Below are 26,119 nucleotides of genomic sequence, written 5' to 3' on the forward strand. Positions count from 1 at the left end.
GTCAGGGCCGGTTCGGCGGACCATGTCGGGAAATTCCCCCGGTCCGGCCCGGCGTGCTGCCCAGGTCACCGGGTATGCGGGCGGCGCAGTTCACGCGACAGGAGGGACATCATGCCGAAAACCCTCGCGGTCGGGCAGGTCGACATCAGTGCGGCCTGGACCGACTTCTGGAGGTCGGTGCTGCTCTTCGTACCGCGGGCGATCGCGTTCATCGCGATCCTCGTCGTGGGTTGGCTCATCGCCCGAGCCGTCCTCAAAATCGTGGACGCGGCACTGGAACGGGTCGGCTTCGACCGCGCCGTCGAACGCGGCGGCGTCAAACGGGCCCTGGAACGCACCAAGTACGACGCCAGCGACATCCTGGCCAAACTGGCCTACTACGCGGTCCTGCTGTTCACCCTGCAGTTCGCCTTCGGGGTGTGGGGACCGAACGCGATCAGCGACCTGATCCGTGGGGTGGTGTCCTGGCTGCCGCGGGCCTTCGTGGCGATCGTGATCGTGGTGATCGCCGCCGCCATCGCCAACGCCGTCCGGGACTTGGTCTCGGGTGCGCTCGGCGGGCTCTCGTACGGCCGGGTGCTGGCCGACGTGACGGCGATCTTCATCCTGGCGCTCGGCATCATCGCCGCGCTGAACCAGGTGGGCATCGCCACCACGGTGACCACGCCGGTGCTCGTGGCGTTCCTCGCCACCGTGGCCGGCATCCTGATCGTCGGTGTCGGTGGTGGTCTGGTCAAGCCGATGCAGGACCGCTGGGACGGCTGGCTGCACCGGGCCGCCGAGGAGTCCCGGGCGATCCGGCAGCAGCGGCAGGCGCAGCAGGCCGGCCGCGGCGACTACGAGCGGCGGATGGCCGACCGGGGCGGGCAACCGGCACCGGCGGCGCCGCAGTCGTCCATGTCGGGCGCGGGCACGTACCGCTCCGGCGAGATGGGCGACGAGACGCAGCAGTTCCGCCGGCCGAACGGCTGACGGCAACGGGTGACGGGGTGTCCGCGGGGTGATCGCGGGCACCCCGTAGCCGTGTCCGGGTCAGGCGAGGTGGCGCGGGTCCAGTCCACGGGCCAGCAGGCACACCGCGAGCAGGCGGGTGAGCGTCCAGTCGGGCGCGGACCAGTCCGGCTCGGTCGGCGGCGTCCAGCCGTACTCGGCCGCCGCGTCGCGCAGACCCTCGGCGTACCCGGCGAGCGCCGCCACGGTGAGCGGGCGGCGGTCACCGTCGAGGGTGTCGCGTACCCCGGCGGCGTGCTGGTCGACCTCGGCGAGCAGCCCGGGGTTCGCGTGGGCCGCGGCGAGGCCGGCGGTGCCGACGGCGGCGATCAGGGAGGTGAGGGTCGTCCGCGCGGCCACGGCCGCGGAGCGGCGGGTCGCGACCCGGTTGTTCGGCACGCGCATGGTGTCCGAGGCTAACGCCGCCCGCCGGGGGCCGGCCTCGGCCGAGCGGGGGATGCCCGGGTCGTCCGGGGGAGCCGTCGCGCCGTCCGGCGGGATTGAGTCGCCCGTGCGGGGGCAGAAGTCCGGTACGCAGAGCACGCGATCGGGGTCACGGAGGGACACGATGGGACAGCGGGCCGACGGACCGGACCGGGCGCACCGGCGCCCGGAGGGAGTGAGTGACGCCACGGTCGAGGCGCTGGGCAAGCTCAGCGAGGCCCTGGAGTGCGTCGAGCGGGCCCGTGGGCACCTCTACGAGCTGCACCAGCTCATCGGCCACGCCGACCTGATGCTCGACGACGCGGTGGAGATGTTCCGCACCGCCGGTCACCCGGCGCTCGCCGAGCGGATCGACAGGGAACTGCTCGGCCGCAACGTCATCGCCGGGCGGTGGACGTTCCAGATCGTCGAGGACTTCGACGACGGCTACTACGCGCTCTTCCGGGAGCTGGACCGGCAGGCCCGCGACGAGCTCGTCGCGGGCCGGCGGCACCTCTACGAGGCGGAGATGAAGGAGCGCCGCCGCAGCCGGGGGATGGCGGGGCACGAGGCGCGCCCCGGCACTCGCTGACTCAGTCGGAGGAGCGTGCTTCGGCCGGGCGACGGCGGGCGCCGTCGTCGGCGATGATCACGGTCGCGACCATCAGCGCCACCACCAGGCTGAACAGCCAGGAGCTGTCCTCGGTGAACCGGGCGGAGACCGGAGCCTGGATCGCGGCGAGCAGGAAGCCCAGCCACGCGAGCTTGCGCTGACGGTTGGAGAGGAAACCGGAGCCCTGTTGCATCCCGAAAGTCTTGCGCGCATCAGGGGGAGTGCCGTCAGCCGTTCGGCCGATTCTGGATGGGCTGTCCGTTTTCCTGGCTGTCCGTACCGCACTTTTTGTCGTGTCGGCCGAGCATGAATCCGGCGGCTGCGGGAATCGGCACCGATGCCCGCAGCCACCCCGCGATCACCCGCCGTCCGGGCCGGTCCGCCCGATCGTCGACGGCCGGTAGGCCCGGTCCGCATCGGTCATCTCACGCCGCTCGGCCTCGGGGCCGGCGCCCCGGTCCACCGCCTCCGGGCCGTGGCCGAACGCGGCCTCCTCGCCGGCGTCGTTGGCGGTGACGTCGTCGCCCTGGCCGTCCGTGGCCGACCGGGCGATGGCCTGGTCCAGCTCGTGCAGGGGAGTGCGGTCCTCGTCGCGCCACTGGCGGTCGTTGTCGGTCATTCCCCTGCGGTACCCGGACCGGATGATCGCAAACGGCCGGACACGGCGATGGCCGCCGGCACCGCCGGCGGCCATCCAGACTCGGGTACGGGGGGAGGTGGCTCAGGGGGTGGGGCGGTCGACAGCGCCGCGCCAGGCGCCGGTCTCCTGACCGCGCCGCTCGATGAACTGCTTGAACCGCTCCAGATCGCCCTTGGCGCGCCGGTCGACCACGCCCAGCTTGTCGCCGGCCTGCTCGACCACGCCGTGCGGCTCGAACTCCATCTGCAGCGTGACCCGGGTGTGCCCCTCGTCGAGCCGGTGGAAGGTCACCACGCCCGCCTGCTGGGTGCCCCCGGTGGAGCGCCAGGCCACCCGCTCGTCCGGCAGCTGCTCGGTGATCTCGGCGTCGAACTCGCGCTTCACGCCCGCGATCTCGACGGTCCAGTGGGTCATCGTGTCGGAGAGCTGCCGCACCTCCTGCACGCCGTCCATGAAGTGCGGGAACTCCTCGAACTGGGTCCACTGGTCGTACGCGGTCCGGATCGGGACGTCCACGTCCACGTGCTCGGTAACGCCACTCATGTCGGGGTTCCTCCTGTTCCGCCGGTGTGTGTCTCGTACGGGCCGTGGGCCGGCCCGCTCACCAGCGCGTCGTCTCGTTCCTGTGCCCGAGTGCGGCCCACACCTCGGAGATCGTCTGGTAGTGGGCGCCCGCGGGCAGGGTCTCCAGGGCGGCGACGATGTCCGTCGGCGCCTCGTTCTCCCGTGCGTTCGCCAGCAGCGCCTCCCGGTCACCGGGCAGGGCGGTCATCGTGATGAACCGCCCCAGACGGCTGCGCGCCTCGACGTCCTCGGAGCTCATGCCCTGCGGCGTGCCGCTGCGCAGCTCCCCGGCCGGCGCGGTGGTGGCCTCCGGCTGGTCCTCGCCGGCCGGCTCCGGGATCCGGAACTCCTCGGCCCGCGAACCGCCGGTGCCGGCGCTCTGGACGAGACCGCTGACCTCGCTGCTCATCTGATCGTCGACCCTGGGCGAGTGCTTGCTGCTGCCACGTTCCATGCCTTGGGAGATGCCCCGGGGGACCGCCGGTAAACCGGCGCCGCCCGGGAGAGCCGGTCATCCGGGCGGCAACCGGTCGGCCGTCTTCTCCGCATCTGCCGTCTCGTCGCCGGCCTTCTGCCCGTCCGTCTTCTCGTCGTCGGCCGGGGCACGGGGCGGCAGCACCGGGTCGTCCGGCTCCTCGACCCCGGCCTGCATCGCCCGCCCGCGTTGCAGTTCGGCGTTCACCTGCACGCCGAGCATCAACGCGCAGTTGGACAGGTAGAGCCACACCAGGAACGCGATGACCGCGCCGAGACTGCCGTACGTGACGTCGTACGAGCCGAAGTTCGCCACGTACAGGCCGAAGCCGAAGGACGCGAGCACCCAGGCCACGAGTGCGAGCGCGCCACCCGGGGTGAGCCAGCGGAACCGCGGCTGCCGCACGTTCGGCGCGATCCAGAACAGCAGCGACAGCAGCGTCATCGCGACCACGGCGAGCAGCGGCCACTTCGCCACCGACCACGTCGTGCGGGCCACCGCTCCGGCGTGCAGCAGGTCGCCGACCGCGTCGGTGACCGGGCCGCTGACGATCAGCCCGGTGGCCACCACGGCGAGCAGCACGATCGTCACTGCGGCCATGCCGATCTGCAACGGGCGCAGCCGGTAGAACGGCCGGCCCTCCCGCACCCCGTAGATCGCGTTGGAGGCGCGGGTGAACGCGCCGATGAACCCGGACGCGGACCAGAGCGCGCCGAGCAGACCGAAGCTGAGCAGCACCTTCGCCGAGCCCTGCTGCTCGACCACGTTGCGCACCACACCCACGAACGCGTCGTTGCCGACCACCGAGCCGGCGCCGATCTCCCGGGCCAGGTCGATCACGGTGTCGACGGTGCGCGGGCCGTCGGAGACCAGGCCGACCAGCGCGACCACCACGATCGTGGACGGGAACAGGGCCAGCACGCCGTAGTAGGTGAGCGCCGCGGCCCAGTCCGCGCAGTTGTCCGTGACGAAACCCTTGCCGCTGCGCACCAGCACGCCGCGCCAGGTGCGCCAGTTGAGCTGGCGGATCCGCCGAGGCAGACGCGACCGCGTCCGGCCGCCGACCGTCTGTGGTGTCGTCGCGGTCATGTCCGCCTCCTCCAGGGCCCGCCACGGGCGTGGGCGGGCGGTACCCCCGGGGGGAAATCGACAAACCGGGTGCCGGTTTGCCCGCCGGGCGGGAGGGAACCACACCAGACACCCGATCGAGACTCCAGGAGGACGAGATGCCCGGGCGCGAGGTACTGCCCAGCACGCTGCGGCGCTCCCCGGCGAAGGCGCAGCGGACCTGGGAGAAGACGCACGACTCGGCGGTCGAGACGTACGGCGAGGGGGAGCGGGCGCACCGCACCGCCTTCGCCGCGGTCAAGCACGAGTTCGAGAAGGTGGGCGACCACTGGGAGCCCAAGGGCCGCAAGGGGCCCAGCGACAAGCAGGCCGCAGGCGGCGGCCCGGCCCGGCGCGCGCCGACCGCCGGTGGGGTGGACGCCAACGCCACCAAGGACCACCTCATGGAGGTGGCGAAGAAGCTGGACGTGCGCGGCCGGTCCCGGATGACCAAGCCGGAGCTGGTCAAGGCCATCGAGAAGGCGAACAACAACGCGACCCGCAAGGCCCGCGGGGGTCGCTGACCCCTGGGGGTACGCGTCGAGCCCGGGACCGCCTCGGTCCCGGGCTCGTGTCGTGCCGCCTCACCAGTGGCCGCCGCCCGGCGCCTCCAGGTGCACCGCCTTCATGGTGCTGAACTCGTCCAGCAGTTCCGGGCCGTACCCGAAGCCCTGGCCGCTGCCCCGGCGCGGCTGGGCCGCACCGCCGGGTGCCCCGCCGAACACCGAATTGATCTTCACGGTCCCGACCGGCAGCTCCCGCCAGGCGCGCTGGGCGTGGCTCATCGAGCCGGTCAGCACGGTGGCGGCCAGGCCGTACGGGGAGTCGGCGGCGCAGCGCAGCCCCTCGCTGAACGAGTCGACCACCACCACCGGCGCGACCGGCCCGAACGTCTCCTCGCGGACCAACGTCATGTCGTGGCGGCAGCCCTCGATCACCGTCGCCGGGTAGAACGCGCCCGGCCCGTCCGGCAGTACGCCGCCGGCGCGTACCCGGGCGCCGTCGGCGAGCGCGGCGGTCACCTGACCGTGGACGTGGTCCCGGTGCCGCCGGTCGACCAGCGGCGCGAGCTGCGTGCCCGGGTCACGGCCAGGGCCCACTGTGAGCGCCTCGGCGCGCGCCACCAGCGCGTCCAGGAAGCCCTCGGCGACGTCGCGGTGCACGTAGATCCGCTCGACCGCCACACAGATCTGACCGGCGTTGGCGAAGCACCCGAGCGCCGCCTGTCCGGCCGCCCAGACCGGGTCGACGTCCGCGTCCACCACGAGCGGGTCGCTGCCGCCGTTCTCCAGCAGCACCTTCGCCCCGGTACGCGCGCCCGCGGCGGCGATCGCCCGGCCGGTGGCGGTGGAACCGACGTGCGCGATCACGTCCAGTTCCTGCCCGGCCAGCGCGGCGCCCACCTCGCTACCGCCGGTGAGCAGCGACAGCACCCCGGCCGGCAGCGCCGAGTCCAGCGCGCGGGCCAGCAGCCAGCCGGTGGCGGGGGTCCGCTCGCTCGGCTTGTGGACCACCACGTTGCCGGTGACCAGCGCGGCGCCGAGCAGGCCGCAGGACACCGCAACCGGGTCGTTCCACGGGGTGATCACGGCGACGACGCCGCGCGGCTCGGGGGCCATGAAGTCCAGCGCGTCGTGCGCGCCGTGCAGCGTCCGGCCGCCCCGGACGGGGGCCAGTTCGGCGTACTGTCGCAGTGTGCCGACGCCCGCCGCCACCCCGCCCCGCGCGTCTTCGAGCGGCTTGCCCATCTCCGCCGTGGTCGCCTCGGCCAGCTCGCCTGCCGCCGCCTCGACCGCGTCCGCCGCCCGGTGCAGCGCCGCGGCCCGTTCCGCCGGTGCGGTCGCGGCCCACTCCGCCGCCACCCCCCGGGCCGCCTCCACCGCCTTGGCCACCTCGTCGGCCGTCGCGACGGGCGTCCGCGTCACCGGCGACCCGTCCGCCGGATCGTGGACGACCAGCTCGCCGCCCTCGCCGCCGGCGCCCCACACCCCACCAATGAGCTGCGCAACCGTGTACATGCGGCCGTGCTTGCCCCGGCCTGGGCGGGACAAACGCGTTTCGCCCGGTGACCGGCCGGGTAGCCGGATCCGATGACCTCCACCGCAGACGCCGTCGTCATCGGAGCCGGGCACAACGGGCTGGTGGCCGCGAACCTGCTGGTGGACGCCGGCTGGGACGTCGAGGTCCTGGAGGCCACCGAGGCGCCCGGCGGAGCCGTGCGATCCGCGTACGTCACGGCGCCCGGTTACCTCAGCGACCTCTACAGCTCCTTCTACCCGCTCGGCTACGCCTCCCCGGTACTCGACGGGCTGGACCTGGAACGGCACGGCCTGTCCTGGACGCACGCGCCGGACGTGCTGGCGCACCTGCTCCCGGACGGGCGCGCCGCAGTGGTAAACCGCGACCTGGACGTCACCGCCGCCTCGCTGGAGGCGTTCGCCCCCGGCGACGGGGAGCGCTGGCGGCACGCGTACGCCGACTGGTGCCAGGTGGCCGAGCCGATGTTGCAGACCATCACCACCCCGTTCCCGCCGGTACGCGGCGGGCTGGGCCTGCTGCGGCAACTCCGGGTCGGCGGCGCGCTGCGCCTGGGCCGCCGCCTCGTGCTGCCGGTCCGCAAGCTCGGCGCGGAACTGTTCGAGGGCGAGGGCGGCACGGTGCTGCTGGCCGGCTGCGCCCTGCACACCGACCTGTCCCCGGAGGACGCCGGTTCCGGGGTGTACGGCTGGCTGCTCGCCATGCTCGGCCAGCAGGTGGGCTGGCCGGTGCCGATCGGCGGCGCCCAGAAGATCACCGACGCGCTCGTCGCGCGGCTGCTCGAGCGGGGCGGGCGGATCACGTACGGCGCCCGGGTCGAGCGGGTGCTCACCGCCCGGGGCCGGGCGATGGGCGTGCGCACCGCCGGCGGCACCGACTGGCGGGCCCGGCGCGCGGTGCTCGCCGACGTACCCGCCCCGGCGCTCTTCCTCGACCTGGTCGGCGCGGCGGCGCTGCCGCCCCGGATGGTGGAGGACCTGGCGCACTTCAAGTGGGACGGCTCCACCCTCAAGGTCGACTGGGCGCTGTCCGCGCCGGTGCCGTGGAAGAACCGCGACCTGGCCGGTGCCGGCACCGTGCACCTGGGCGCCGACCTCGACGGGCTCACCACGTACGCGGCCGAGCTGGCCCGCGGCGAGCTGCCACGGGATCCGTTCCTGCTGGTGGGGCAGATGTCGGTGGCCGACCCGAGCCACTCGCCACCCGGCACCGAGTCGCTCTGGTCCTACACCCACCTGCCGTTCCGCCGCGACTGGCGGGCCGAGGAGGTGGCGGGGCACGTGGAGCGGATGGAGGAGGTGCTGGAGGCGGCGGCACCCGGGTTCCGGGCGTCGATCGTCGGGCGGCACGTGGCCGGCCCGGCCGACCTGGAGGACGCCGAGCCGAGCCTGGTCGGGGGAGCGCTCGGCGGGGGCACCGCCGCGGCGTACCAGCAGTTGTTCCTGCGGCCGATCCCCGGCCTGGGCCGCGCCGACACCCCGGTCGACCGGCTCTACCTGGCCAGCGCCTCCGCCCACCCCGGCGGCGGCGTGCACGGCGCGCCGGGGGCGAACGCGGCGCGGGCCGCGCTGGCACGCGACCGGGCGGTCACCGGCGAGGTGTACGCCCGCACGATCGCCGCCGCCCACCGCACCCTCTACCGCTGACCCGCCCGGATCCCCGTCACCACCGCACCCGCTGTCGCTGACCGCCGCCGCTGACCGGCGGCGTTGCCCGGCATACGAGATCGGCCTTCCGTATCCCGGGATCCGCCGTAGATCTTGGTACGAAAGTGCCCCTATGGGGGCCGTTTCCTACCAAGATCTGCTGGCTGCCCGGGACGAGGCGCGACCGCACCGCCGCCTTTGCTCTGCACCCGCATACGCATCGGTCACGCACCGTGTCCGCGGCGGGCGGCCGGCGAGACGGTGTCCCGGACAGCGCCCCTGCTCAGAGCGCTGCTGCGCCGATGGCTGCAGAGCAAAGGGCCGACGAGGGAATGTGGCGGGACGACCGCGCCCTCACGCGCGGTGACGATGACGCGGCGTGAGGGCGCGGGGAGGCGCGGGAGAGCGGGTCAGGAGTCCAGGTTGCGGTGCCGGCTGCGCAGCTTGAACGGCATCAGCGCACTCTCGATCTTCGTGGCCGTGGTCATCTTCGAGTCGCCGTCGCGGCGTTCCTCGAAACGGATCGGCACCTCGAGGATCGTGTGACCGAGCTTGGTGGCGAGGTAGTGCATCTCCACCTGGAAGCTGTAGCCGTTCGACTGGACCCGGTCCAGCCCGATCGCGCGCAGCGCGTCCGCCCGCCAGATCTTGAAGCCGGCGGTCAGGTCGCGGATGCGGACCCGCAGCAGCGTGTGCACGTACAGGTTCGCCCAGCCGCTGAGCGCGCGCCGGTACAGCGGCCAGTTCTCGTCCAGCTCACCGCCGGGCACGTAACGCGAGCCGATGACCACCGAAGCCTGGGTGGACAGCAGCGCGCCGAGCATGCCGGGCAGCGCCTCCGGCGGGTGCGACAGGTCGGCGTCCATCTGCGCGACGAAGTCCGCACCGTCGTCGAGCGCCCGGCCGATGCCGTCCACGTACGCCCGGCCGAGGCCCTCCTTGCCCGGGCGGTGCACCACCATCACCCGGTCCGGGTGCTCGATGGCCAGCTTGTCGGCGACCTCGCCGGTTCCGTCCGGGGAGTTGTCGTCGGCGACCAGCACCTTCAGCCCCGGCAGCGGCAGCGCGAGCAGGCGCTCGACCAGCACCGGGAGGTTGCCCGCCTCGTTGTAGGTCGGAACGACGACGGTCAGGCGCGCATCCCCCCACGGGGAGGGTAACTGCACGGGTTCGATCATCACGGACATCCTCGGTCAGCCGACAGGTTCACCTGAGAGGGTAGCCAGTCCCTCGCGCGGCGGCCGCACAGACGCCCCGCCGGCGATCGATCACCGCTCCGGCTTCTGCCGCGTCGCGATGTCGGACAGCCGGGCCAGCGTCTCCCGGTTACGAAGATGCAGCACCAGGTCGTTGAGCTTGGTCCGGATCCACCGCAACGGCCCGGCGGCGAAGTCCTCGCCGAGCGTCACCCGGGTCCTGCCGTCGTCGAGCGGCTCGAGCACGAACGCCACGACCGCCTCCCCGGCCGGCCACAGCCCGGCGCGCAGCACCAGCCGGTGCGGCGCCTGGCACTCCAGCACCGTCGACTTGTCCTGGAGCGAGAACGGCCACGGCCCGGCCCGGTGGTGCAGGCGGCTGCCGACGCGCGGCCACGTGTCGTCCACGTCCCGCACGTGCGCGGTGCCCACCACCCAGTCGCTGTACGTCCACCCGTCCGCGAGCACCTCGAAGACCTGCTCCGGGGGCGCGTCGATCACCTTCTCCACAACCGCCATCACCGAGCGGTACCCCCGCGCGGGCGGTCGCTAACGGCGATCCGGGTTAGCTTCTCCGGGGCGGCGGGTATCGCCGGACCGGGCCGGTCGTGGCAGGTGCGCACCCGGCAGTGCGGCACCGGCGGGGCGGCCTGGCGCCGACGCCGACGTTTACTCCTCGGGGCCTCGGGAACCCGCCGCCCGTGCGACGGGACCAGGAGCGGGATCAGTGCAGGTCAGCCCGGTTTGACCCGGGTACTGACCGCTTCCCGTCCGGCCTGTACGACGCGGTCCTGCTGGACCGGGACGGCACGCTGGTGGAGGACGTGCCGTACAACGGCGACCCGGAGAAGGTACGGCCGGTGCCCGGCGCCCGGGAGGCGCTGGACCGGTTGCGGGCGGCCGGGCTGCGGCTGGCGGTGGTCACCAACCAGTCCGGCCTGGCCCGGGGGTACTTCACCGCGCACGACCTGCGCCTGGTCAACGCCAGGGTGGAGGAGCTGCTCGGGCCCTTCGACCACTGGGTGATCTGCCCGCACGCGGAGGCCGACGGGTGCGCCTGCCGCAAGCCCGCGCCCGGCCTCGTCCACGAGGCGGCCCGAGCGCTCGGCACCACCCCTACCCGGTGCGTGCTGATCGGGGACATCGGCGCGGACACGGCAGCCGCCGCGGCTGCGGGCGCCGCCGCGATCATGGTGCCCACGCCGGCGACCCGGGCCGCCGAGGTCGCCGCCGCGCCCACAGTCGCCGCGGACCTGCCGGACGCGGTGGGCATCGTGCTGGCCCGGATGCGCCTGACGGCCGCGCCGCACCCCGCGCGCCGGTCGCGTCGCGGGACGGTGCTGGTGGTCCGCAGCGACGCGGCGGGCGATGTGCTGGTGACCGGGCCGGGCATCCGGGCGGTAGCGGCCGGAGCGCAGCGGGTGGTGCTGCTGTGCGGTCCACGTGGCCGGGCCGCCGCCGACCTGCTCCCCGGCGTGGACGAGATCATCGAGGCGCCGCTGCCGTGGATCGACGCGCCCGCCCCGCCCGTCGACCCCGGCGCCGTGCGCGCGCTCACCGACCGGTTGTCGGAGGTACGCGCCGACGAGGCCGTCGTGTTCACCTCCTTCCACCAGTCCGCCCTGCCCCTCGCGCTGCTGCTGCGCCTGGCCGGGATACCGCGGATCAGCGCGATCAGCGACGACTACCCGGGCAGCCTGCTCGACGTCCGCCACCGCGTTCCGGCAGGCGTACCCGAACCGGAACGTGCCCTGTCACTCGCGGCCGCCGCCGGCTTCGCGCTGCCCGGCCACGACGAACCGGCGCTGCGCATCCGCACCGACCGGCTTCCGCCGCCCGCGGCGGACGCCGGCGAACCCGGCTACGTGGTCCTGCACCCCGGCTCGTCGGTGGAGACCCGCGCCTGCCCGGAGGAGCTGGCCACCCGCGTGGTCCGCGTGCTAGGCGCGGCCGGCTACCGGGTCGTGGTCACCGGCGGACCCGACGAGCGGGAGCTGACCGCGCGCGTGGCCGCCGCGGGCGGCGTGGACCTGGGCGGGCGGACCGGGCTGGACGACCTGGCGGCGGTGATCGCCGGCGCCGGGGCGCTGGTGGTGGGCAACACCGGTCCGGCGCACCTGGCCGCCGCGCTCGGCGTGCCGGTGGTGAGCCTGTTCGCCCCGACGGTGCCGTTCGGGCAGTGGGGGCCGTACCGGGTGCCGACGGTGCGCCTCGGCGACGCGGGGGCGGCGTGCCGGGACACCCGCGCGACCGTCTGCCCGGTGCCCGGGCACCCGTGCCTGTCGGCCGTCGAGCCGGGACGGGTGCTGGAGGCATTGCGGCTGCTGCGCGTGCCGGCGCCGGTGGCGGGCGGGGTGGCCGGATGAACATCCTGCTGTGGCACGTCCACGGGTCGTGGACGACCTCCTTCGTGCACGGCAAGCACCGCTACCTGGTGCCGGTCACCCCTGATCGGGGGCCGTACGGGCTGGGCCGGGCGCGCACCTACCCGTGGCCGGACAGCGCCGTCGAGGTCACCCCCGACCAGCTGCGCGACACCGACGTCGACCTGGTGATCCTGCAACGCCCCGAGGAACTCGACCTGGCCGCCGAGTGGCTCGGCCGCCGGCCGGGCCGGGACGTGCCGGCCATCTACGTCGAGCACAACACGCCGAAAGGCGACGTGCCGAACACGCGGCACCCGATGGCCGACCGCGACGACCTGCTGCTCACCCACGTCACCGCGTTCAACGAGCTGTTCTGGGACAACGGCGGCACCCGCACCACTGTCGTCGACCACGGCGTCGTACCACCGAACGTCGAGTGGACCGGGGAACTCGACCGCCTCGCCGTGGTCATCAACGAGCCGGTACGCCGCTGGCGGGTCACCGGCACCGACCTGCTCGCCCGGTTCGCCGCGCTGGCGCCGCTGGACGTCTACGGAATGAAGGTGGACGGTCTGGCCGCCCACCTCGGCCTGCCCGAGGACCGGCTGACCAGCCACGACGACGTACCCCAGCACGCCATGCACGCCGAACTCGCCAAACGGCGCGCGTACCTGCACCTGTGCCGCTGGACCTCACTCGGCCTCAGCCTCATCGAGGCCATGACCCTGGGCATGCCCGTGGTGGCACTCGCCACCACCGAGGCGGTGGAGGCGGTGCCACCGGCCGCGGGCGCGCTGTCCACCCGCGTCGACACGCTCGTCGACGCCGCCCGTGGCCTGCTGGACGACCGGGAGTCCGCCCGCCGGGCGGGCGCCGTGGCCCGGGCCGCCGCCCGGGACCGCTACGGCCTGGAGCGATTCCTCGCCGACTGGGACCGGCTGCTGGAGGAGGAAGTATGCGCATCGCGATGATCTCGGAGCATGCCAGCCCGCTCGCCGTCCTCGGCGGGGAGGACGCCGGTGGCCAGAACACGCATGTCGCGGAGCTCTCCGCCGCGCTCGCGGCCGCCGGTCACGACGTGCGCGTCTACACCAGGCTCGACGCGGTGGACCTGCCGGTGAGCGTCCGCACCCCGGACGGGTACGAGGTGGTGCACGTACCGGCCGGGCCGGCCGAACCGGTGGCCAAGGACGACCTGCTGCCGTACATGCCGTCGTTCGGGCAGTGGCTGGCCGACCGGTGGCGCACCGGCGACTGGCAGCCCGAGGTGGTGCACGCGCACTTCTGGATGAGCGGGCTCGCGGGTCTCGCCGCGGCCCGCCGCGCCGGGGTGCCGGTGGTGCAGACGTACCACGCGCTCGGCACCGTCAAGCGCCGCCACCAGGGCGTGCAGGACACCAGCCCGCCGGGGCGGGTCGAGCACGAGCGGAAGCTGGGCCGCTCGGTGGACCGGGTGGTCGCCCAGTGCCAGGACGAGGTCGCCGAACTGGTCCGGATGGGCGTGCCCCGGTCCCGGATGACAGTGGTGCCGTCGGGGGTGAACCTCACGACGTTCTCCCCGCTCGGCCCGGTCGCCGACCGCGACGGCGGCCGGGCCCGCATCCTCACCGTCGGCCGGCTGGTCGAACGCAAGGGTTTCCAGGACGTCATCCGGGCCGTGGCCGAGGTGCCGGACGCCGAGTGCGTCGTCGTGGGCGGGCCGCCGGCCGGACTGCTGGAGACCGACCCGTACGCGTTGCGGCTGCGCGCGCTGGCCCACTCGCTCGGCGTCGCCGACCGGGTACGGCTGGTCGGCGCCGTCCCCCGGGAGGAGATGGGTCGCTGGTACCGGTCGGCCGACGTGCTCGTGGCCGCACCCTGGTACGAGCCGTTCGGACTCACCCCGCTGGAGGCGATGGCCTGCGGCGTACCGGTGGTCGCGACCGCCGTCGGCGGGCTGATCGACACGGTGGTGGCCGGACGTACCGGCGACCTGGTGCCGCCCCGGGAGCCGGCCGCCCTCGGCGCGGCGCTCCGGGGCCTGCTCGGCGACCGGATCCGCCGCTTCGCCTACGCCACCGCCGCGTTGGATCGGGCCCGCACCCGCTACTCCTGGGCCACCACCGCGGACCGGCTCACCGAGCTGTACGGCGAGGTGGCCACCGTGCGCCGCCCGACCCGGGTGGTCGCCTGATGAGGGCCGGGACGCCGGCCGCCGGCGCGACCGTGCTGGAGGATCACCTGAGCCTGCTGGCCGCCGCGCTGCTGCCGCTGCGGGAGGCGGAACAGATGCTGGCCCGCTGGGGTGAGGAACTGGCGCAGCGGCTCGCCGCCGGTGGCCGCCTGCTGGTGGCCGGTAACGGCGGCAGCGCCGCCGAAGCCCAGCACCTCACCGCCGAACTCGTCGGCAAACTCCGCCACGACCGCCAACCCCTGTCCGCGATCGCCCTGCACGCCGAGACCAGCGCCGTCACCGCGATCGCCAACGACTACGGATACGACGAGACCTTCGCCCGGCAGGTCCGTGCCCACGGCCGACCTCACGACATCCTCCTGCTCCTCACCACCAGCGGCACCAGCACCAACCTCCTCACCGCCGCCCACGCCGCCCACCACACCGGCATGCGCTGCTGGGCCTTCACCGGACCCGCACCCAACCCCCTCGCCGACCTCTGCCACGAGCACCTGGCGATCGACTCGCCGGACGGGCAGGTCGTGCAGGAACTGCACCTGGTGGCCTCGCACGTGCTCTGCGAGTACGTCGAACTGGCGCTGCCCGCCGCGCTCGCCGCCCAGCCCGCGGCCGGGCCGGTACGCGCCGGCGTCGAGGTCGTCGTCGGCGAGCCGGACCCGGCGGCGCCGGCCGGGCGGGGAGGACCGGCATGAGGGGCCCGGTGGTGGTGCTCGGTGACACGCTGCTGGACCGCGACGTCGAAGGTCTGGTGAACCGGCTCTGCCCGGACTCCCCGGTGCCGGTGCTCGACGAGACCGTCTCCGCCGACCGGCCCGGCGGCGCCGGGCTGGCCGCCGTCTTCGCCGCCGCGCAGGGCGCCGAGGTCGCGCTGGTCACCGCCGTCGCCGACGACGCGGGCGGGGCCCGGCTGGGCACGCTGCTCGCCGCCGCCGGGGTCCGGCTGTACGCGCTTCCGCTGGCCGGCGCCACCCCGGAGAAGATCCGGCTGCGGGCGCGCGGCCGGGTGCTGCTGCGCCACGACCGGGGCGGGAGCGCCGGTACCCCGGGTCAGCCCAGCGATGCCGTGCTGCGGCTGATCGCCGACGCGTCCGCCGTGCTGGTCAGCGACTACGGCCGGGGCGTGGCGGCTCATCCGGCGCTGCGCGCCGCGCTCACCGCCACCCGGGCACCGGTGGTCTGGGATCCGCATCCGCGCGGACCGGCCGCCGTACCCGGTGTGCACCTGGCGACCCCGAACGAGCCGGAGGCCCGCGAGCTGGCGAAGACGCCGCCGGGCGGCTCCCGCCTGGCCGTCGCGTCCCGCAGCGCGCACGCGTTGCGCCGCCGCTGGCAGGCGCGCGCGGTCGCGGTGACGCTCGGCGGGGACGGCGCGCTGCTCAGCCACGCCGGGTCCACGCCCCTTGTGGTGCCGGCGCCGCCCGCCGAGGGGGACACCTGCGGGGCGGGCGACCGGTTCGCGTCCACCGCGACCCTCGCCCTGGCCCGTGGGGCGCTGGTGTCCGAGGCGGTGCAGGAGGCGGTCACCGAGGCGTCCGCGTACGTGGCCGGCGGCGGTGTCGCGGCCGCGCTGCCCGCGCCGGTGCGCGCGGTGGCCCCGGAAGTGGTCACCGGAGGCGGGGACCGGATCGGCGCCGGGGCGGCCGGCGAGGTGGTGGCCCGGGTCCGCGCGGCCGGCGGCACCGTGGTCGCCACCGGCGGCTGCTTCGACCTGCTGCACGCCGGGCACGTGGCGACGCTCCAGGCGGCCCGGCAACTCGGCGACTGCCTGGTGGTCTGCCTCAACTCCGACGCCAGCGTCGCCGGGCTCAAGGGCCCGGAACGCCCGGTCGTGCCGCAGGGCGACCGGGGACGGCTGCTCGCCGCGCTCGGCTGCGTCGACGCGGTGCTGATCTTCGACGAGCCGACCCCGGAGGCGGCGCTGTCCTGGCTGCGCCCGGACATCTGGGTCAAGGGTGGCGACTACGCCAGCGGTGGCGGCCCGGAGACGCTGCCCGAGACGGAGATCCTGGCCCGCTGGGGCGGCCACACGGTGGTCGTGCCGTACCTCGACGGGCGCTCGACCACCGACATGATCGCGGCGGCGCGGGCCGGGCGGGGCAGCGGCGGCTGGCCGGCCCCGTCGGTCGACCCGGCCGAGGCCGTCGCGCAGGTCCGGTCCACGGCGAAGGGAGCACGATGAACGAGCGACGCATCCGACCCGGCGCGGTCGCGCCCGCCGGTCCGACGGTGGCGGCGTGAGCGCCGGCGCGCCCGGAGCCGGGCCGACCGTCCTGGTCACCGGCGGCTCCAGCGGGCTCGGCGCGGCGGTGGTCGCCGCGGTGGCCCGCGCCGGTGGACGCCCGCTGGTGCTGGACCGGCAGCGCCCCGCCGACGGGGTGCCGTGGGTCGAGTGCGACCTGGCCGACACCCGCGCCGCCGAGGCCGGCACCCGCGATCTCGCGGAACGCTCCGGCGGGCTGGACGCCGTGGTCACCGCCGCCGGGATGGACGTGCCCGGGAAGCTCGCCGACATCCCGGCGGAGACCTGGGAGCGGATCGTCACCGTCGACCTGCTCGCCACGGCCGCGGTGATCCGGGCCGCGCTGCCGTGGCTGGAGGCGTCCCGGGGCAGCATCGTCACAGTCGCCTCCACGCTCGGCGTGAAGGCGGTCAGTGACGCGACGGCGTACTGCGCGGCGAAGTTCGGGGTGGTCGGGTTCACCCGGGCGCTCGCCGCCGAACTCGCCGGAGCGGTCGGCGTGACGCTGCTGATCCCGGGCGGGATGCGGACCGCGTTCTTCGACGAGCGGGACGCGCAGTACCGCCCCGGCACGGACGCGGTGCTCAACGAGCCCGCCGACACCGCCGCCGCGGTCATGTTCGCGCTGTCCCAGCCGGCCGGCTGCGCGGTACGCGAGATGGTGGTCTGTGCCGCGCAGGAGTCCTCGTACCCGTGATCCTGGTGCTGCGCGCGCTCGGGGTCGGTGACCTGGCGACCGCCGTGCCGGCGCTGCGCGGCCTGCGCGCCGGCCTGCCGGGCCGGGAGCTGGTGCTCGCCGCGCCGGCCTGGCTGGCGCCGCTGGCGGAGCTGACCGGGGCGGTCGACCGGGTGCTGCCCACCACCGGGCCGGACCGGATCGGGTGGACGGGGCCGCCGCCGGAGGTGGCGGTCAACCTGCACGGCCGGGGACCGCAGTCGCACCGGGCGCTGGCCGCCGTCCGCCCCGGGCGCGTGCTGGCCTACCGCAACCCGGGCGCCGGGCACCCGGACGGCCCGGCCTGGGACGACGACGAGCACGAGGTCCGCCGCTGGTGCCGGCTGCTGCACGCGTACGGGCTGCCGGCCGACCCGGGGGACCTGGCGCTGCGGCGTCCGGCGGCGGCCGGCGTACCGGCCGGGGTGACGCTGCTGCACCCGGGCGGCAAGATCCCGGCGAAGCGCTGGCCGGCGGACCGGTTCGCCGGGCTGGCCCGGGAGCTGGCCGCGCGCGGGCACCGGGTGGCGGTGACCGGTTCGCCGGACGAGCGGGCGCTGGCCGAGCGGGTCGCCCGCGACGCCGGGCTGCCGCCGCGGGCGGTGCTGGCCGGCCGGACCGGGCTGGCCGAGATGGCCGCGCTCGTCGCGGGCGCGCGGCTGGTGGTCAGCGGGGACACCGGCGTGGCGCACCTCGCCACCGGCTACGGCACCGCCTCGGTGGTGCTGTTCGGTCCGGTGCCGGCGGCACACTGGGGCCCACCGCCGGACCGGCCCCGGCACCGGGCGCTGGGTGCGATCGAGCCCACGCCCGTCAACTCGGATTCGACCGGGTCGGGCGGGGTAGGAACCCATCCGACATTGGATGCCATCGGGATCGACGAGGTGGTGGCTGCGGTGGCCGACGTGGAACGGGTCTCCGGTGCGGTTGCGGCGTAGCGATCCGGGCCGGCCGGGGTACGCGCGCCGGCGCCGCGGCAAGGGCTGGCTGTTCCTCGACCCGGCCGGCGAGCCGGTACGCGACGCCGGGGAGCTGACCCGGCTGCGTGAGCTGGTCATCCCGCCCGCGTGGCAGGACGTGTGGATCTCGCCGTACCCGAACGGCCACATCCAGGCCACCGGCATCGACGCGGCGGGCCGCAAGCAGTACCTCTACCACCCGGGCTGGCGGCGCAAGCGCGACGAGGCCAAGTTCGACCACGTGCTGGAGGTGGCGCACCGGCTGCCCGCACTGCGCGACCGGGTCACGCACGACCTGGCGCTGCGCGGCCTGCGCCGGGAACGGGTGCTCGCCACCGTCGCCCGGCTGCTCGACATGGGCGCGTTCCGGGTCGGCAGCGACCAGTACGCCACCGGCGACGACCCGACGTTCGGGGTGGCCACCCTGCGCCCCGAGCACGCCCGTTCCCGGGGCGGCTGCGTGGTCTTCGAGTTCCCGGCCAAGGGCGGCATCGACCAGGTCCGCCGGATCGAGGACGCCGAGCTGTGCCGGGTGCTGTTCGACCTGCGCCGTCGCCGGCGTGCCCAGGAGCGGCTGTTCGGCTACTGGGACGGCCGCTCCTGGCGTGACGTGCGCAGCGACGAGGTCAACGACTACCTGCGCGACGCCAGCGGCGGCGAGATGACCGCGAAGGATTTCCGTACCTGGCACGCGACGGTGCTGGCCGCCGCCGAACTGGCCACAGTGGGCCCGCAGCGGTCCGCCACCGCCCGCAAACGTGCGGTGGCGGGGGTGATGCGTTCGGTGGCCGAACTGCTCGGCAACACCCCGACGGTGGCCCGCACCTCGTATGTGGACCCGCGCGTGGTCGATCTCTACCACGACGGGGTGCTGGCGCCGGTGCAGCCGGAGATGCCGCGCGAGGCGGTGGAGAAGTCGGTGCTGGCGCTGCTGGAGGAGGAGGCCGGCTGACCGCCGACCGGCCCCGCCGGTCCTGGGGGGAAGCGCGACGGGGCCGGAAATCTCGGCCGCCGGTGCGGTCCCGGGGAGCCATCACCGGGCGGGGCCGCCCGCGGCCGGGACCGCCGCGGGCGCCACGCCCGGCCCCCCGATATCCGTGGGCTCACCGCGAGCGGTAGCCCGAGTTTCAGTATGTACGGGACAGGTTGACGGCGGATGCCTCGCTGTTGACGATCCGTGCCGGTTCCAGGTGACGAGCCCGGTACGCCTGGGGTGTCTCACCCTGCGCGGCCCGGAAGACCCGGCTGAAGTGCGCCTTGTCGCGGAAGCCCCAGCGGGCGGCGATGACCTGGATCGAGCGGTCGCTCAGCGCCGGGTCGGCGAGGTCGCGGCGGCACCGGGCCAGTCGCTCGTCCCTGATGTACGCGGCCACAGTGGTCTCCTCGTCCTCGAAGAGCCGGTGCAGCGAGCGCACCGAGATGTGGTGCGCGTCGGCGATCGCGCCCGGGTCCAGCGAGGCGTCACCGAGATGCTGGCGCACGTATGCGCGCACCTGGGCCCGGAGGGCGCGACGCCGGACCTCGGTGGGCACCTCGTCCTCGGAGACCAGGTTGCGGCCGAGCAGCGTGGCGATCAGGTCGAGCCCGACGGCGCCGAGCCGCTCCGCGTCGGCCGCGTGGTACTGCTCGGGCTGGGCGGTGATCCGGATGAGGAAGTCGGCGACCAGCCCGCCGACGCCCTCGGAGCCGGACATCCGGCCGGCGAACAGGGGAGCGAGCCGGCGTGGCGGCAACGGCAGCGCGTCGTACGGCATCAGGGCCACGATCGAGCGCGCGTAGTCGAGCCCGGCGGGGTCGGCGTGGTGACTGAGTTCGTGCGGCCGGGAGCAGTCGTAGAAGGTGAGGTCGCCGGGGCGGCACCGGGCGCGCCGCCCCTCCTGGTCGGCCTGGCTGGCGCCGCTGACGGTCAGCGCGAGCATGTAGTAGTCGGGGTCGGAGCGCTGGATCAGTTTCGCGGTGCGCACGCAGTCCACCGACGGGTAGCGGTGGCGGATGAGCTGCATCGGGCCCAGGTCGATGAACTCCGCGCGCGCGACGAAGTCGTCGGCGTGCGCGCTGCGCACGCGCAGCGGCGTCGGGGTCCTCGCCATCGTGTCCAGCCACATGCCGAAGCGCTCCGGCGGCGGCAGCGCCGCCGTGTCGAGGACCTGACGTTGCAGCTTCCCGTCCATCAACGACCCCCCGTGGCTCGTCACTCCTCCTCTAAGCAGGACGCCCCACGGGGTCGAAAAGCGACACCCGTGGGGCGTGACGTCCGTCATTGACGGATTTGGAAACCTTCTGTTAGGAGTCCGTTCAGTCGTTCAGCACCTGGGACAGCCGGTCCCGGAAACGACGCTCGGAATCGGTCACCGCGTCGCCGCCCAGACCCAGGATGCCGCCGGTGGAGGCCGCGCCCACCACCTGCTCGGCGATCTCCACCAGCCAGTGCCGGTACGCCCCGGCCTGCCCCTCGTCCACCCGCGCGGTGAGCAGCGCGGACGCCTGCCCGGCCCGGGCCAGCACGTCCTCGATCATCGCCTTCGGGTCCTGCGGCGTGATCACCGGCAGTTCCGCGCCGGTCTCCGGGTCGCCCACCCGGTCGACGACCTCACCGGCCACCGCGGCGACCAGCGGACTGGCCGACTCGCGGCCGGCCGCGATGGTCTCCAGCCCGGCGGCGTTCTCCGCCATGGTGCGGCGGGTGCCGTCGGACTCGGCGGCGGCCGCCGCGGTGAGGACCGACTGCGGCAGCCCCACCAGCAGCCCCCACTCCTCGTCGGAGACGCCGAACCGGGTGTACGCCGGCTGCTCGATCACGATCAGGCCCCTTTCGCCGTGGTCGTCGTTGTCGACGGGCGCCCCCGTGGCGCCCGGGTCAGGCTAGTCCAGCTCCAGCAGGCCCTGTTCGGACACCACGCGCACGGACAGCGTCTTGTAGCCCACCTCGTCGAAGAGCACCGTCATCCGGTCCTCCTCGTAGCTGAGCACCAGGCCGGCGCCCCACTCCGGGTGGCGTACCTGGCTGTGTACCGGGAACGGCCCGACCGCGCCGTCACCGGCGACGCTGGTGCCCGCGTGGCAGTTGTCGCAGTGCCCGCAGACCTCGGTCATCTGCTCACCGAAGTACGCCAGCAGGGCCTGGCCCCGGCAGCCGGTGGTCTCGGCGAACGCGCGCATCATGTCGGTGCGCGACCGGGTCACCGTCTGCTGCCGTTCCGCCTCGGCCAGCGCGGCCCGGCCGGACTCGGCGGCCGCCGGGGCGTACCGGGGTGCGCCGATGCGCTGCCCGGCGCGTGGCTCGGCGGCGCCGACCTGCTCCAGCAGGGAGAGGTACTGCCCCATCTTGCGCGGACCGAGGCCGGTCAGCTCGCGCAGCTCCCTGCGGTTACGGGCCTTGCCGCGCAGCAGCGCGGCGAGTTCGGTCAGTTCCTTTTCGTCCGGCAGGCCGCCGCTGAAGTAGCGCTGGAGGCCGACGTCCTCGGAGCGCCACAGCAGCAGTACCCGGGCCGGCGAGCCGTCGCGACCGGCCCGGCCGATCTCCTGGAAGTAGCTGTCCGGCGAGTCGGGCAGCGCCATGTGCACCACCCAGGCGATGTTCGGCTTGTCGATGCCCATGCCGAACGCCGACGTGGCCACCATGATCGGCACCCGGTCGGCGAGGAACGCCTCGTGCAGCTCGTGCCGGGCCGCAGTGGGCATGCCGCCGTGGTAGAACTCGGCCGGGAAACCGGCGCCGGTGAGCCGCTCGGCCAGCTCCTCGGCCGCCCGCCGGGTCGGCACGTAGATGATGCCGGGCCGCTCGTCGTCGCGCAGCAGCGCGACCAGTCGCCGCCACCGGTAGTCGTCGGTCGGGCAGTGGGCCACCTCCAGGAAGAGGTTGGGCCGGTCCAGCCCGGAGACCACCACCTCCGGCTCGCGCAGTCGCAGCCGGGCGATGATGTCGTCGCGTACCGGCGGGGAGGCGGTCGCGGTGAGCGCCACCACCGGCGGTCGGCCCAGGCCGTCGATCAGGTGACCGAGCGCCAGGTAGTCCGGCCGGAAGTCGTGGCCCCACGCGGAGATGCAGTGCGCCTCGTCGATCGCCACCAGCGCCGGCTTCAGCTCGCGGACCTCGGCGAGCCGGTCCGGGTTGCTCAGCGCCTCCGGCGTGATGAACAGGAACTCCGCGCGCCCGGCCCGGATGTCCTCGATCGCCTCGGCCTGCTGGGCGGCGCTCTCGTCCGAGCTTATCCGTACCGCGCGCAGCTCCGGGCGCTGCCGTTCGTTGAGCGCGGCGATCTGGTCCTGCTGCAACGCCAGCAGCGGGGAGATCACCACCGTCGGGCCGGGGATCAGGCTCGCCGGGATCTGGTAGATCGCCGACTTGCCGGCGCCGGTGGGCAGCACCACGAGGGCGTCGCGGCGCTTCATCACGGCGCGCATGGCGGCGAGCTGGTTGGGCCGCAGCGCGGTCCAGCCGAACAGGTTCCGCGCCGCCCGGCGCAGGCTGGAGGAGTGCGTGGTCAGTTTCATCAAGCGCCTCAGCTACCCCCGGCGATCCCGCGCGAAACCGGCACCGCCGCTCACCGCCGGGGCGCGGATCAGCGGCGGAACATGGCCCGGATCGCGATCAGCAGGAAGAGGCCGCCGACCACCAGGCCGAGCAGGCGTACGCCGGGGATGTCGGCGGCGCTGGTGGCGTCGGCGAGCGGCTGAACGGACATGTGGGAACTCTCCCACGCGAGGTCCGGGGGCGCCAGCGGCTAACAGTAAGGATTGTTGACTATTTAGCGGTGCGGTGTGACCATGTCAGCACCCGCCGGCCCCGGCGGGTCCGTGGGGGAGACGGGGGTACGACAGCACATGAGCGAGCGGACCGAGGGATCGACCGGAGACCTGGCGGCGCTCGCCGCCGCCGTCCTGCAACCGGGGTTCGTCGGCACCACACCGCCGTCGTGGGTGTGCCGCTGGCTCGGCGAGGGCCTCGGCTCGGTGGTCCTGTTCGCCCGCAACGTCGTCGACCACGAGCAGGTCGCCACGCTCACCGCGAACCTGCGCGCCGAGCGGCCGGACGTCATCGTGGCGATCGACGAGGAGGCCGGCGACGTCACCCGGATCGAGTCCGCCCGGGGCAGTTCCCGTCCCGGCAACTACGCGCTCGGCGCTGTCGACGACCCGGCGCTGACCGAGGAGGTCGCCCGCGACCTCGGCGCCGAACTCGCGGCCGTCGGCGTCACGCTGGACTACGCCCCGGACGCCGACGTCAACTCCAACCCGGCCAACCCGGTCATCGGGGTGCGCTCCTTCGGCGCCGACCCGGACCTGGTCGCCCGGCACACCGCCGCCTGGGCACGCGGCCTCCAGGCCGGCGGCGTCGCCGCCTGCGCCAAGCACTTCCCCGGGCACGGCGACACCCGGGTCGACTCGCACCACGACCTGCCACGCATCGGCGGCGACCGGGCCCGGCTCGACGCGGTCGAGCTGGCCCCGTTCCGCGCCGCCGTGGCCGCCGGGGTGCAGGCGGTGATGACCGGCCACCTGCTGGTGCCGGCGCTGGACCCGGAACTGCCCGCCACGCTCAGCCCGCGCGTGCTCGGCGGCCTGCTGCGCGAGGAGATGGGCTTCGGCGGCGTGGTGGTCACCGACGCGGTCGAGATGCGCGCGGTGGCCGACCGGTACGGCTTCACCGGCGCCGCGGTGCGCGCGCTCGTGGCCGGCGCGGACGCGATCTGTGTGGGCGGGGAACGGGCCACCGAGGCCGACGCCCGCGAGCTGCGCGACGCGATCGTGGCGGCGGTGATCAGCGGGGAACTGCCCGAGGAGCGGCTCGCCGAGGCGGCCAAGCGCGTCGGTCAGCTCGCCGCCTGGAGCGTCGCCGCCCGCGGCCGCCGGGTCGCCGGCCCGCCGTCCGCCGACGGCTCACCGATCGGGCTCGCCGCCGCCCGCCGTGCGGTACGGGTCACCGGCGACGCCGCGCTGCTGCCGCTGACCGGTCCGGCGCACGTGGTGGAGTTCGCGCCGCCGCGCAACATCGCCATCGGCGAGGAGACGCCGTGGGGCATCGCCGCGCCGCTGGCCCACCTGGCGCCCGGCACCACCACCGTCCGCTACGCCGCCGACGCCGTACCGGCCGACGCGGGCGCGACACCCGCCGGCCGGCCGCTGGTGCTCGTGGTACGCGACCTGCACCGCCACGACTGGATGCGGGACGCGGTACGCCGGGCGCTCGCCGCCCGCCCCGACGCGGTGGTGGTCGAGCTGGGCGTGCCCGAGCTGGTCACCGGCGCGGTGCATCTGGCCACCCACGGCGCCACCGCCGCAGCGGCCCGGGCCGCCGCCGAGGTGCTGACCGGGGCGCGCTGACTCCCGGTCCGGCCGGGTGGGGAGGTCCCCCGGCCGGGCCGGGCCTCACGGCTTGTCGGCCACCAGGTCGGCGTACTCCGGGTGGCGCTCGATGAACGAGGCCACGAACGGGCACTGCGGCACGATCCGGCCGCCCCGGGTGCGGACCTGGTCCAGCGCGCCCCGGACCAGCGCGGCCCCGACGCCCTGACCCTGGAACCGGTCGTCGACCTCGGTGTGCGTGAACACCAGCGTCTCTCCGCGCGGCGTGTACGCGGTGAACCCGGCCAGCGCGTCGTCCACCAGGATCTCGAAACGGCGCTCGGCGGTGTTCTCCTCGACCAGAAAGCTCACCGGATCATTCTCCCTCCGGGCCCGGCCAGCCGGTCCAGTTCGACCAGCAGCCGGTCCACCTCGTCGACGGTGTTGTAGTGGTAGACGCTCGCCCGCACGGCCCCGCCGCTGCTCCGCAGGCCCATGCCCTCGAAGTACTCGTAGGCGTAGTAGTCGCCGTGCGACAGGCACAGGCCTGCCTCACCCAGCGCCGCCGCGGTCTGCGCCGGGGTCAGGCCGGCGACCCGGAACGACACCGTCGGGCAGCGCCGGGCCGGTGCGCCGTACACGGTCACGAACGGGCGGTCGGCGAGCCCGGCGAGCAGCCGGTCGAAGACCGCCTCCTCGTGCGCCTGCGCGGCGGCCAGCCCGGCGCGTACCCGCTCCCGCCGGTCGCCGGTCGCGGCCGGATCCAGGCCGGCCAGGTGGTCCACCGCGGCGGTCACCCCGGCCAGCAGCGGGAAGCTCGGCGTGCCGTACTCGAACCGGTCCGGCACCGCGTCGGCGGAGGGCACGAGCTTCGCCGGGCGTAGCGCCTGCCACCGCGCCGGGTCGGCGACCATCGCCGCCAGGTGCGGCCCGGACCACTTGTACGCGCTGGTCACCAGGAAGTCCGCGCCGAGCGAGGCCGCATCGGTCGGGCCGTGCGGCACCGAGTGCACGCCGTCCACGCACACCAGTGCGCCGGCGGCGTGCGCGGTCTTGGCGATCGCCGCCACGTCCGGCACGGTGCCGATCGCGTTGCTGCCGGCGGTCACCGCGACCAGCCGGGTCCGCTCGGTGACCAGGTCGGCGTACTGGCCGGCGGGCAGCTCACCGGTCGTCGGGTCGAACTCTGCCCAGCGCACCGTGGCGCCGGACGCCTGCGCGGCCTGCACCCACGGGCGGACGTTCGCGTCGTGGTCCAGCCGGGAGACGACCACCTCGTCGCCCGGACGCCAGCCGGCGCCGAGCGTCCGGGCCAGCGTGTACGTCAGCGCTGTCGCGCTCGGCCCGAGCACCACGCCCGACGGCTGCGCGCCGAGCAGGTCGGCGACCGCCGCCCGCGCCCCGGCGACCAGGTCCAGCGCCCGGCGGCCGGGCAGGAAGGCGGTGCTGCGGTTGCCCGTCGCGGCGCGCATCGCCCCGGCCACCGCCTCGACGACGGCGGCGGCGGTCTGGGTGCCCCCGGCGCCGTCGAAGTGGGCGAATCCCTCGCTCAGGGCAGGGTAGGCGGCCCGGACCCGGGCGACGTCGAAAGCCATTCCGGCACCCTAGCGCGCACCCCGGACGCCCCGCCCGGCGTGGCCGTCCCGCGCCCGCCCGCGAGGGCGCCGTGGCGTTCGCCGCCTATCCTTGGA

28 protein-coding genes are annotated in these 26,119 nt (G+C 74.8%); 13 read left to right on the forward strand and 15 right to left on the reverse strand.

The features are described from left to right. The first annotated feature begins 111 nt into the window (after positions 1-111). On the forward strand, positions 112-972 hold the full coding sequence (locus O7611_RS08470; protein ID WP_194800995.1) for a mechanosensitive ion channel family protein: 861 nt from the start codon (positions 112-114) through the stop codon (positions 970-972). 60 nt (positions 973-1,032) lie between these two features. Here O7611_RS08470 and O7611_RS08475 read toward each other — a convergent pair whose 3' ends face one another. Then, positions 1,033-1,395: a DUF6401 family natural product biosynthesis protein gene (locus O7611_RS08475; RefSeq protein WP_269696531.1), complete on the reverse strand. Its 363-nt coding sequence runs from the start codon at positions 1,393-1,395 to the stop codon at positions 1,033-1,035. 163 nt (positions 1,396-1,558) lie between these two features. Here O7611_RS08475 and O7611_RS08480 point away from each other — a divergent pair, with 163 nt between their 5' ends. Next, complete coding sequence (locus O7611_RS08480) at positions 1,559-2,005, forward strand: hypothetical protein (RefSeq protein WP_194800997.1); 447 nt, start codon at positions 1,559-1,561, stop codon at positions 2,003-2,005. Between the two features lies 1 nt (position 2,006). On the opposite strand, the gene O7611_RS08485 is transcribed toward O7611_RS08480, so the two are convergent. The 5 genes from O7611_RS08485 to O7611_RS08505 form a co-directional block, all read right to left on the reverse strand. Further along, complete coding sequence (locus tag O7611_RS08485; RefSeq protein ID WP_018784964.1) at positions 2,007-2,219, reverse strand: hypothetical protein; 213 nt, start codon at positions 2,217-2,219, stop codon at positions 2,007-2,009. Positions 2,220-2,384: 165 nt separating this feature from the next. Beyond that, entirely contained in the window at positions 2,385-2,645 is a 261-nt protein-coding gene (locus tag O7611_RS08490) for a hypothetical protein (protein WP_194800998.1), read from the reverse strand. A 102-nt stretch (positions 2,646-2,747) separates the two neighbouring features. Continuing rightward, positions 2,748-3,209 (reverse strand): SRPBCC family protein, encoded by a 462-nt coding sequence (locus O7611_RS08495; RefSeq protein ID WP_013285389.1) that lies wholly within the window; start codon positions 3,207-3,209, stop codon positions 2,748-2,750. A 58-nt stretch (positions 3,210-3,267) separates the two neighbouring features. Further along, positions 3,268-3,684 (reverse strand): DUF2795 domain-containing protein, encoded by a 417-nt coding sequence (locus tag O7611_RS08500; protein ID WP_194800999.1) that lies wholly within the window; start codon positions 3,682-3,684, stop codon positions 3,268-3,270. Positions 3,685-3,741: 57 nt separating this feature from the next. Then, entirely contained in the window at positions 3,742-4,794 is a 1,053-nt protein-coding gene (locus O7611_RS08505; RefSeq protein ID WP_269696532.1) for a YihY/virulence factor BrkB family protein, read from the reverse strand. A gap of 137 nt (positions 4,795-4,931) precedes the next feature. Here O7611_RS08505 and O7611_RS08510 point away from each other — a divergent pair, with 137 nt between their 5' ends. Then, on the forward strand, positions 4,932-5,336 hold the full coding sequence (locus O7611_RS08510; protein ID WP_194801001.1) for a ChaB family protein: 405 nt from the start codon (positions 4,932-4,934) through the stop codon (positions 5,334-5,336). A 60-nt stretch (positions 5,337-5,396) separates the two neighbouring features. Here O7611_RS08510 and O7611_RS08515 read toward each other — a convergent pair whose 3' ends face one another. Next, entirely contained in the window at positions 5,397-6,830 is a 1,434-nt protein-coding gene (locus tag O7611_RS08515) for an aldehyde dehydrogenase family protein (RefSeq protein WP_194801002.1), read from the reverse strand. Positions 6,831-6,902: 72 nt separating this feature from the next. Here O7611_RS08515 and O7611_RS08520 point away from each other — a divergent pair, with 72 nt between their 5' ends. After that, positions 6,903-8,495: a phytoene desaturase family protein gene (locus O7611_RS08520; protein WP_269696533.1), complete on the forward strand. Its 1,593-nt coding sequence runs from the start codon at positions 6,903-6,905 to the stop codon at positions 8,493-8,495. 410 nt (positions 8,496-8,905) lie between these two features. Here the strand turns inward: O7611_RS08520 and O7611_RS08525 are convergent, their stop codons facing one another. Together O7611_RS08525 and O7611_RS08530 are read right to left on the reverse strand one after the other, a co-directional pair. Then, the gene (locus O7611_RS08525; protein WP_194801004.1) at positions 8,906-9,673 is read right to left on the reverse strand and encodes a polyprenol monophosphomannose synthase; all 768 of its coding nucleotides are present in this window, start codon (positions 9,671-9,673) and stop codon (positions 8,906-8,908) included. Positions 9,674-9,763: 90 nt separating this feature from the next. Then, entirely contained in the window at positions 9,764-10,210 is a 447-nt protein-coding gene (locus O7611_RS08530; RefSeq protein ID WP_194801005.1) for an SRPBCC family protein, read from the reverse strand. A 182-nt stretch (positions 10,211-10,392) separates the two neighbouring features. Here O7611_RS08530 and O7611_RS08535 point away from each other — a divergent pair, with 182 nt between their 5' ends. Genes O7611_RS08535 through O7611_RS08570 form a run of 8 tightly spaced genes read left to right on the forward strand, consistent with a single transcriptional unit; the run spans position 10,393 to position 19,095 of the window. Next, positions 10,393-12,057, forward strand: a complete 1,665-nt coding sequence (locus O7611_RS08535; protein WP_194801006.1) for an HAD-IIIA family hydrolase — start codon at positions 10,393-10,395, stop codon at positions 12,055-12,057. After that, entirely contained in the window at positions 12,054-13,028 is a 975-nt protein-coding gene (locus O7611_RS08540) for a glycosyltransferase (protein ID WP_194801007.1), read from the forward strand. The genes O7611_RS08535 and O7611_RS08540 overlap by 4 nt, the downstream gene beginning before the upstream one ends. After that, positions 13,013-14,230 carry a glycosyltransferase gene (locus tag O7611_RS08545; RefSeq protein WP_269696534.1) on the forward strand — a complete coding sequence of 406 codons (1,218 nt, stop codon included), beginning with the start codon at positions 13,013-13,015 and terminating at the stop codon, positions 14,228-14,230. The genes O7611_RS08540 and O7611_RS08545 overlap by 16 nt, the downstream gene beginning before the upstream one ends. Beyond that, positions 14,230-14,922, forward strand: coding sequence for a D-sedoheptulose-7-phosphate isomerase (locus O7611_RS08550; RefSeq protein WP_194801009.1), 693 nt, complete (start codon positions 14,230-14,232; stop codon positions 14,920-14,922). The genes O7611_RS08545 and O7611_RS08550 overlap by 1 nt, the downstream gene beginning before the upstream one ends. Continuing rightward, the gene (locus tag O7611_RS08555; RefSeq protein WP_194801010.1) at positions 14,919-16,409 is read left to right on the forward strand and encodes a PfkB family carbohydrate kinase; all 1,491 of its coding nucleotides are present in this window, start codon (positions 14,919-14,921) and stop codon (positions 16,407-16,409) included. The genes O7611_RS08550 and O7611_RS08555 overlap by 4 nt, the downstream gene beginning before the upstream one ends. Positions 16,410-16,464: 55 nt before the next feature. Then, entirely contained in the window at positions 16,465-17,166 is a 702-nt protein-coding gene (locus O7611_RS08560) for an SDR family oxidoreductase (protein WP_269696535.1), read from the forward strand. Further along, positions 17,163-18,122: a glycosyltransferase family 9 protein gene (locus O7611_RS08565; protein ID WP_269696536.1), complete on the forward strand. Its 960-nt coding sequence runs from the start codon at positions 17,163-17,165 to the stop codon at positions 18,120-18,122. Before O7611_RS08560 ends, O7611_RS08565 begins: the two co-directional genes overlap by 4 nt. Then, entirely contained in the window at positions 18,106-19,095 is a 990-nt protein-coding gene (locus O7611_RS08570; protein WP_194801013.1) for a DNA topoisomerase IB, read from the forward strand. The genes O7611_RS08565 and O7611_RS08570 overlap by 17 nt, the downstream gene beginning before the upstream one ends. Before the next feature lie 175 nt (positions 19,096-19,270). On the opposite strand, the gene O7611_RS08575 is transcribed toward O7611_RS08570, so the two are convergent. The 4 genes from O7611_RS08575 to O7611_RS08590 all read right to left on the reverse strand — a co-directional run bounded on the left by O7611_RS08575 (position 19,271) and on the right by O7611_RS08590 (position 22,828). Then, complete coding sequence (locus tag O7611_RS08575; protein ID WP_194801014.1) at positions 19,271-20,314, reverse strand: helix-turn-helix domain-containing protein; 1,044 nt, start codon at positions 20,312-20,314, stop codon at positions 19,271-19,273. A gap of 124 nt (positions 20,315-20,438) precedes the next feature. Then, positions 20,439-20,942 carry a hypothetical protein gene (locus O7611_RS08580; RefSeq protein ID WP_135239346.1) on the reverse strand — a complete coding sequence of 168 codons (504 nt, stop codon included), beginning with the start codon at positions 20,940-20,942 and terminating at the stop codon, positions 20,439-20,441. Between the two features lie 63 nt (positions 20,943-21,005). Beyond that, a complete protein-coding gene (locus O7611_RS08585; protein WP_269696537.1) occupies positions 21,006-22,637 on the reverse strand; it encodes a RecQ family ATP-dependent DNA helicase in 1,632 nt (543 codons plus the stop codon). Between the two features lie 68 nt (positions 22,638-22,705). Continuing rightward, a complete protein-coding gene (locus tag O7611_RS08590) occupies positions 22,706-22,828 on the reverse strand; it encodes a hypothetical protein (protein ID WP_255533053.1) in 123 nt (40 codons plus the stop codon). A gap of 139 nt (positions 22,829-22,967) precedes the next feature. Here O7611_RS08590 and O7611_RS08595 point away from each other — a divergent pair, with 139 nt between their 5' ends. Then, positions 22,968-24,467 (forward strand): glycoside hydrolase family 3 protein, encoded by a 1,500-nt coding sequence (locus O7611_RS08595; RefSeq protein ID WP_194801016.1) that lies wholly within the window; start codon positions 22,968-22,970, stop codon positions 24,465-24,467. Positions 24,468-24,512: 45 nt separating this feature from the next. Here O7611_RS08595 and O7611_RS08600 read toward each other — a convergent pair whose 3' ends face one another. Next, entirely contained in the window at positions 24,513-24,800 is a 288-nt protein-coding gene (locus O7611_RS08600; protein ID WP_194801017.1) for a GNAT family N-acetyltransferase, read from the reverse strand. Continuing rightward, entirely contained in the window at positions 24,797-26,023 is a 1,227-nt protein-coding gene (locus O7611_RS08605; RefSeq protein WP_194801018.1) for a cysteine desulfurase-like protein, read from the reverse strand. Before O7611_RS08605 ends, O7611_RS08600 begins: the two co-directional genes overlap by 4 nt. Positions 26,024-26,119: the final 96 nt, after the last annotated feature.

The organism is Micromonospora sp. WMMC273 (genome assembly GCF_027460285.1).
GTDB classification, from domain to species: Bacteria; Actinomycetota; Actinomycetes; order Mycobacteriales; family Micromonosporaceae; genus Micromonospora; species Micromonospora aurantiaca.

Bases quoted from the DNA above. Each gene is read 5' to 3' on its own strand.
- O7611_RS08470 (WP_194800995.1), top strand. From the start codon at position 112: ATGCCGAAAACCCTCGCGGTCGGGCAGGTCGACATCAGTGCGGCCTGG.
- O7611_RS08475 (WP_269696531.1), bottom strand. From the start codon at position 1,395: ATGCGCGTGCCGAACAACCGGGTCGCGACCCGCCGCTCCGCGGCCGTG.
- O7611_RS08480 (WP_194800997.1), top strand. From the start codon at position 1,559: ATGGGACAGCGGGCCGACGGACCGGACCGGGCGCACCGGCGCCCGGAG.
- O7611_RS08485 (WP_018784964.1), bottom strand. From the start codon at position 2,219: ATGCAACAGGGCTCCGGTTTCCTCTCCAACCGTCAGCGCAAGCTCGCG.
- O7611_RS08490 (WP_194800998.1), bottom strand. From the start codon at position 2,645: ATGACCGACAACGACCGCCAGTGGCGCGACGAGGACCGCACTCCCCTG.
- O7611_RS08495 (WP_013285389.1), bottom strand. From the start codon at position 3,209: ATGAGTGGCGTTACCGAGCACGTGGACGTGGACGTCCCGATCCGGACC.
- O7611_RS08500 (WP_194800999.1), bottom strand. From the start codon at position 3,684: ATGGAACGTGGCAGCAGCAAGCACTCGCCCAGGGTCGACGATCAGATG.
- O7611_RS08505 (WP_269696532.1), bottom strand. From the start codon at position 4,794: ATGACCGCGACGACACCACAGACGGTCGGCGGCCGGACGCGGTCGCGT.
- O7611_RS08510 (WP_194801001.1), top strand. From the start codon at position 4,932: ATGCCCGGGCGCGAGGTACTGCCCAGCACGCTGCGGCGCTCCCCGGCG.
- O7611_RS08515 (WP_194801002.1), bottom strand. From the start codon at position 6,830: ATGTACACGGTTGCGCAGCTCATTGGTGGGGTGTGGGGCGCCGGCGGC.
- O7611_RS08520 (WP_269696533.1), top strand. From the start codon at position 6,903: ATGACCTCCACCGCAGACGCCGTCGTCATCGGAGCCGGGCACAACGGG.
- O7611_RS08525 (WP_194801004.1), bottom strand. From the start codon at position 9,673: ATGATCGAACCCGTGCAGTTACCCTCCCCGTGGGGGGATGCGCGCCTG.
- O7611_RS08530 (WP_194801005.1), bottom strand. From the start codon at position 10,210: ATGGCGGTTGTGGAGAAGGTGATCGACGCGCCCCCGGAGCAGGTCTTC.
- O7611_RS08540 (WP_194801007.1), top strand. From the start codon at position 12,054: ATGAACATCCTGCTGTGGCACGTCCACGGGTCGTGGACGACCTCCTTC.
- O7611_RS08545 (WP_269696534.1), top strand. From the start codon at position 13,013: ATGCGCATCGCGATGATCTCGGAGCATGCCAGCCCGCTCGCCGTCCTC.
- O7611_RS08550 (WP_194801009.1), top strand. From the start codon at position 14,230: ATGAGGGCCGGGACGCCGGCCGCCGGCGCGACCGTGCTGGAGGATCAC.
- O7611_RS08555 (WP_194801010.1), top strand. From the start codon at position 14,919: ATGAGGGGCCCGGTGGTGGTGCTCGGTGACACGCTGCTGGACCGCGAC.
- O7611_RS08575 (WP_194801014.1), bottom strand. From the start codon at position 20,314: ATGGACGGGAAGCTGCAACGTCAGGTCCTCGACACGGCGGCGCTGCCG.
- O7611_RS08585 (WP_269696537.1), bottom strand. From the start codon at position 22,637: ATGAAACTGACCACGCACTCCTCCAGCCTGCGCCGGGCGGCGCGGAAC.
- O7611_RS08590 (WP_255533053.1), bottom strand. From the start codon at position 22,828: ATGTCCGTTCAGCCGCTCGCCGACGCCACCAGCGCCGCCGACATCCCC.
- O7611_RS08595 (WP_194801016.1), top strand. From the start codon at position 22,968: ATGAGCGAGCGGACCGAGGGATCGACCGGAGACCTGGCGGCGCTCGCC.
- O7611_RS08605 (WP_194801018.1), bottom strand. From the start codon at position 26,023: ATGGCTTTCGACGTCGCCCGGGTCCGGGCCGCCTACCCTGCCCTGAGC.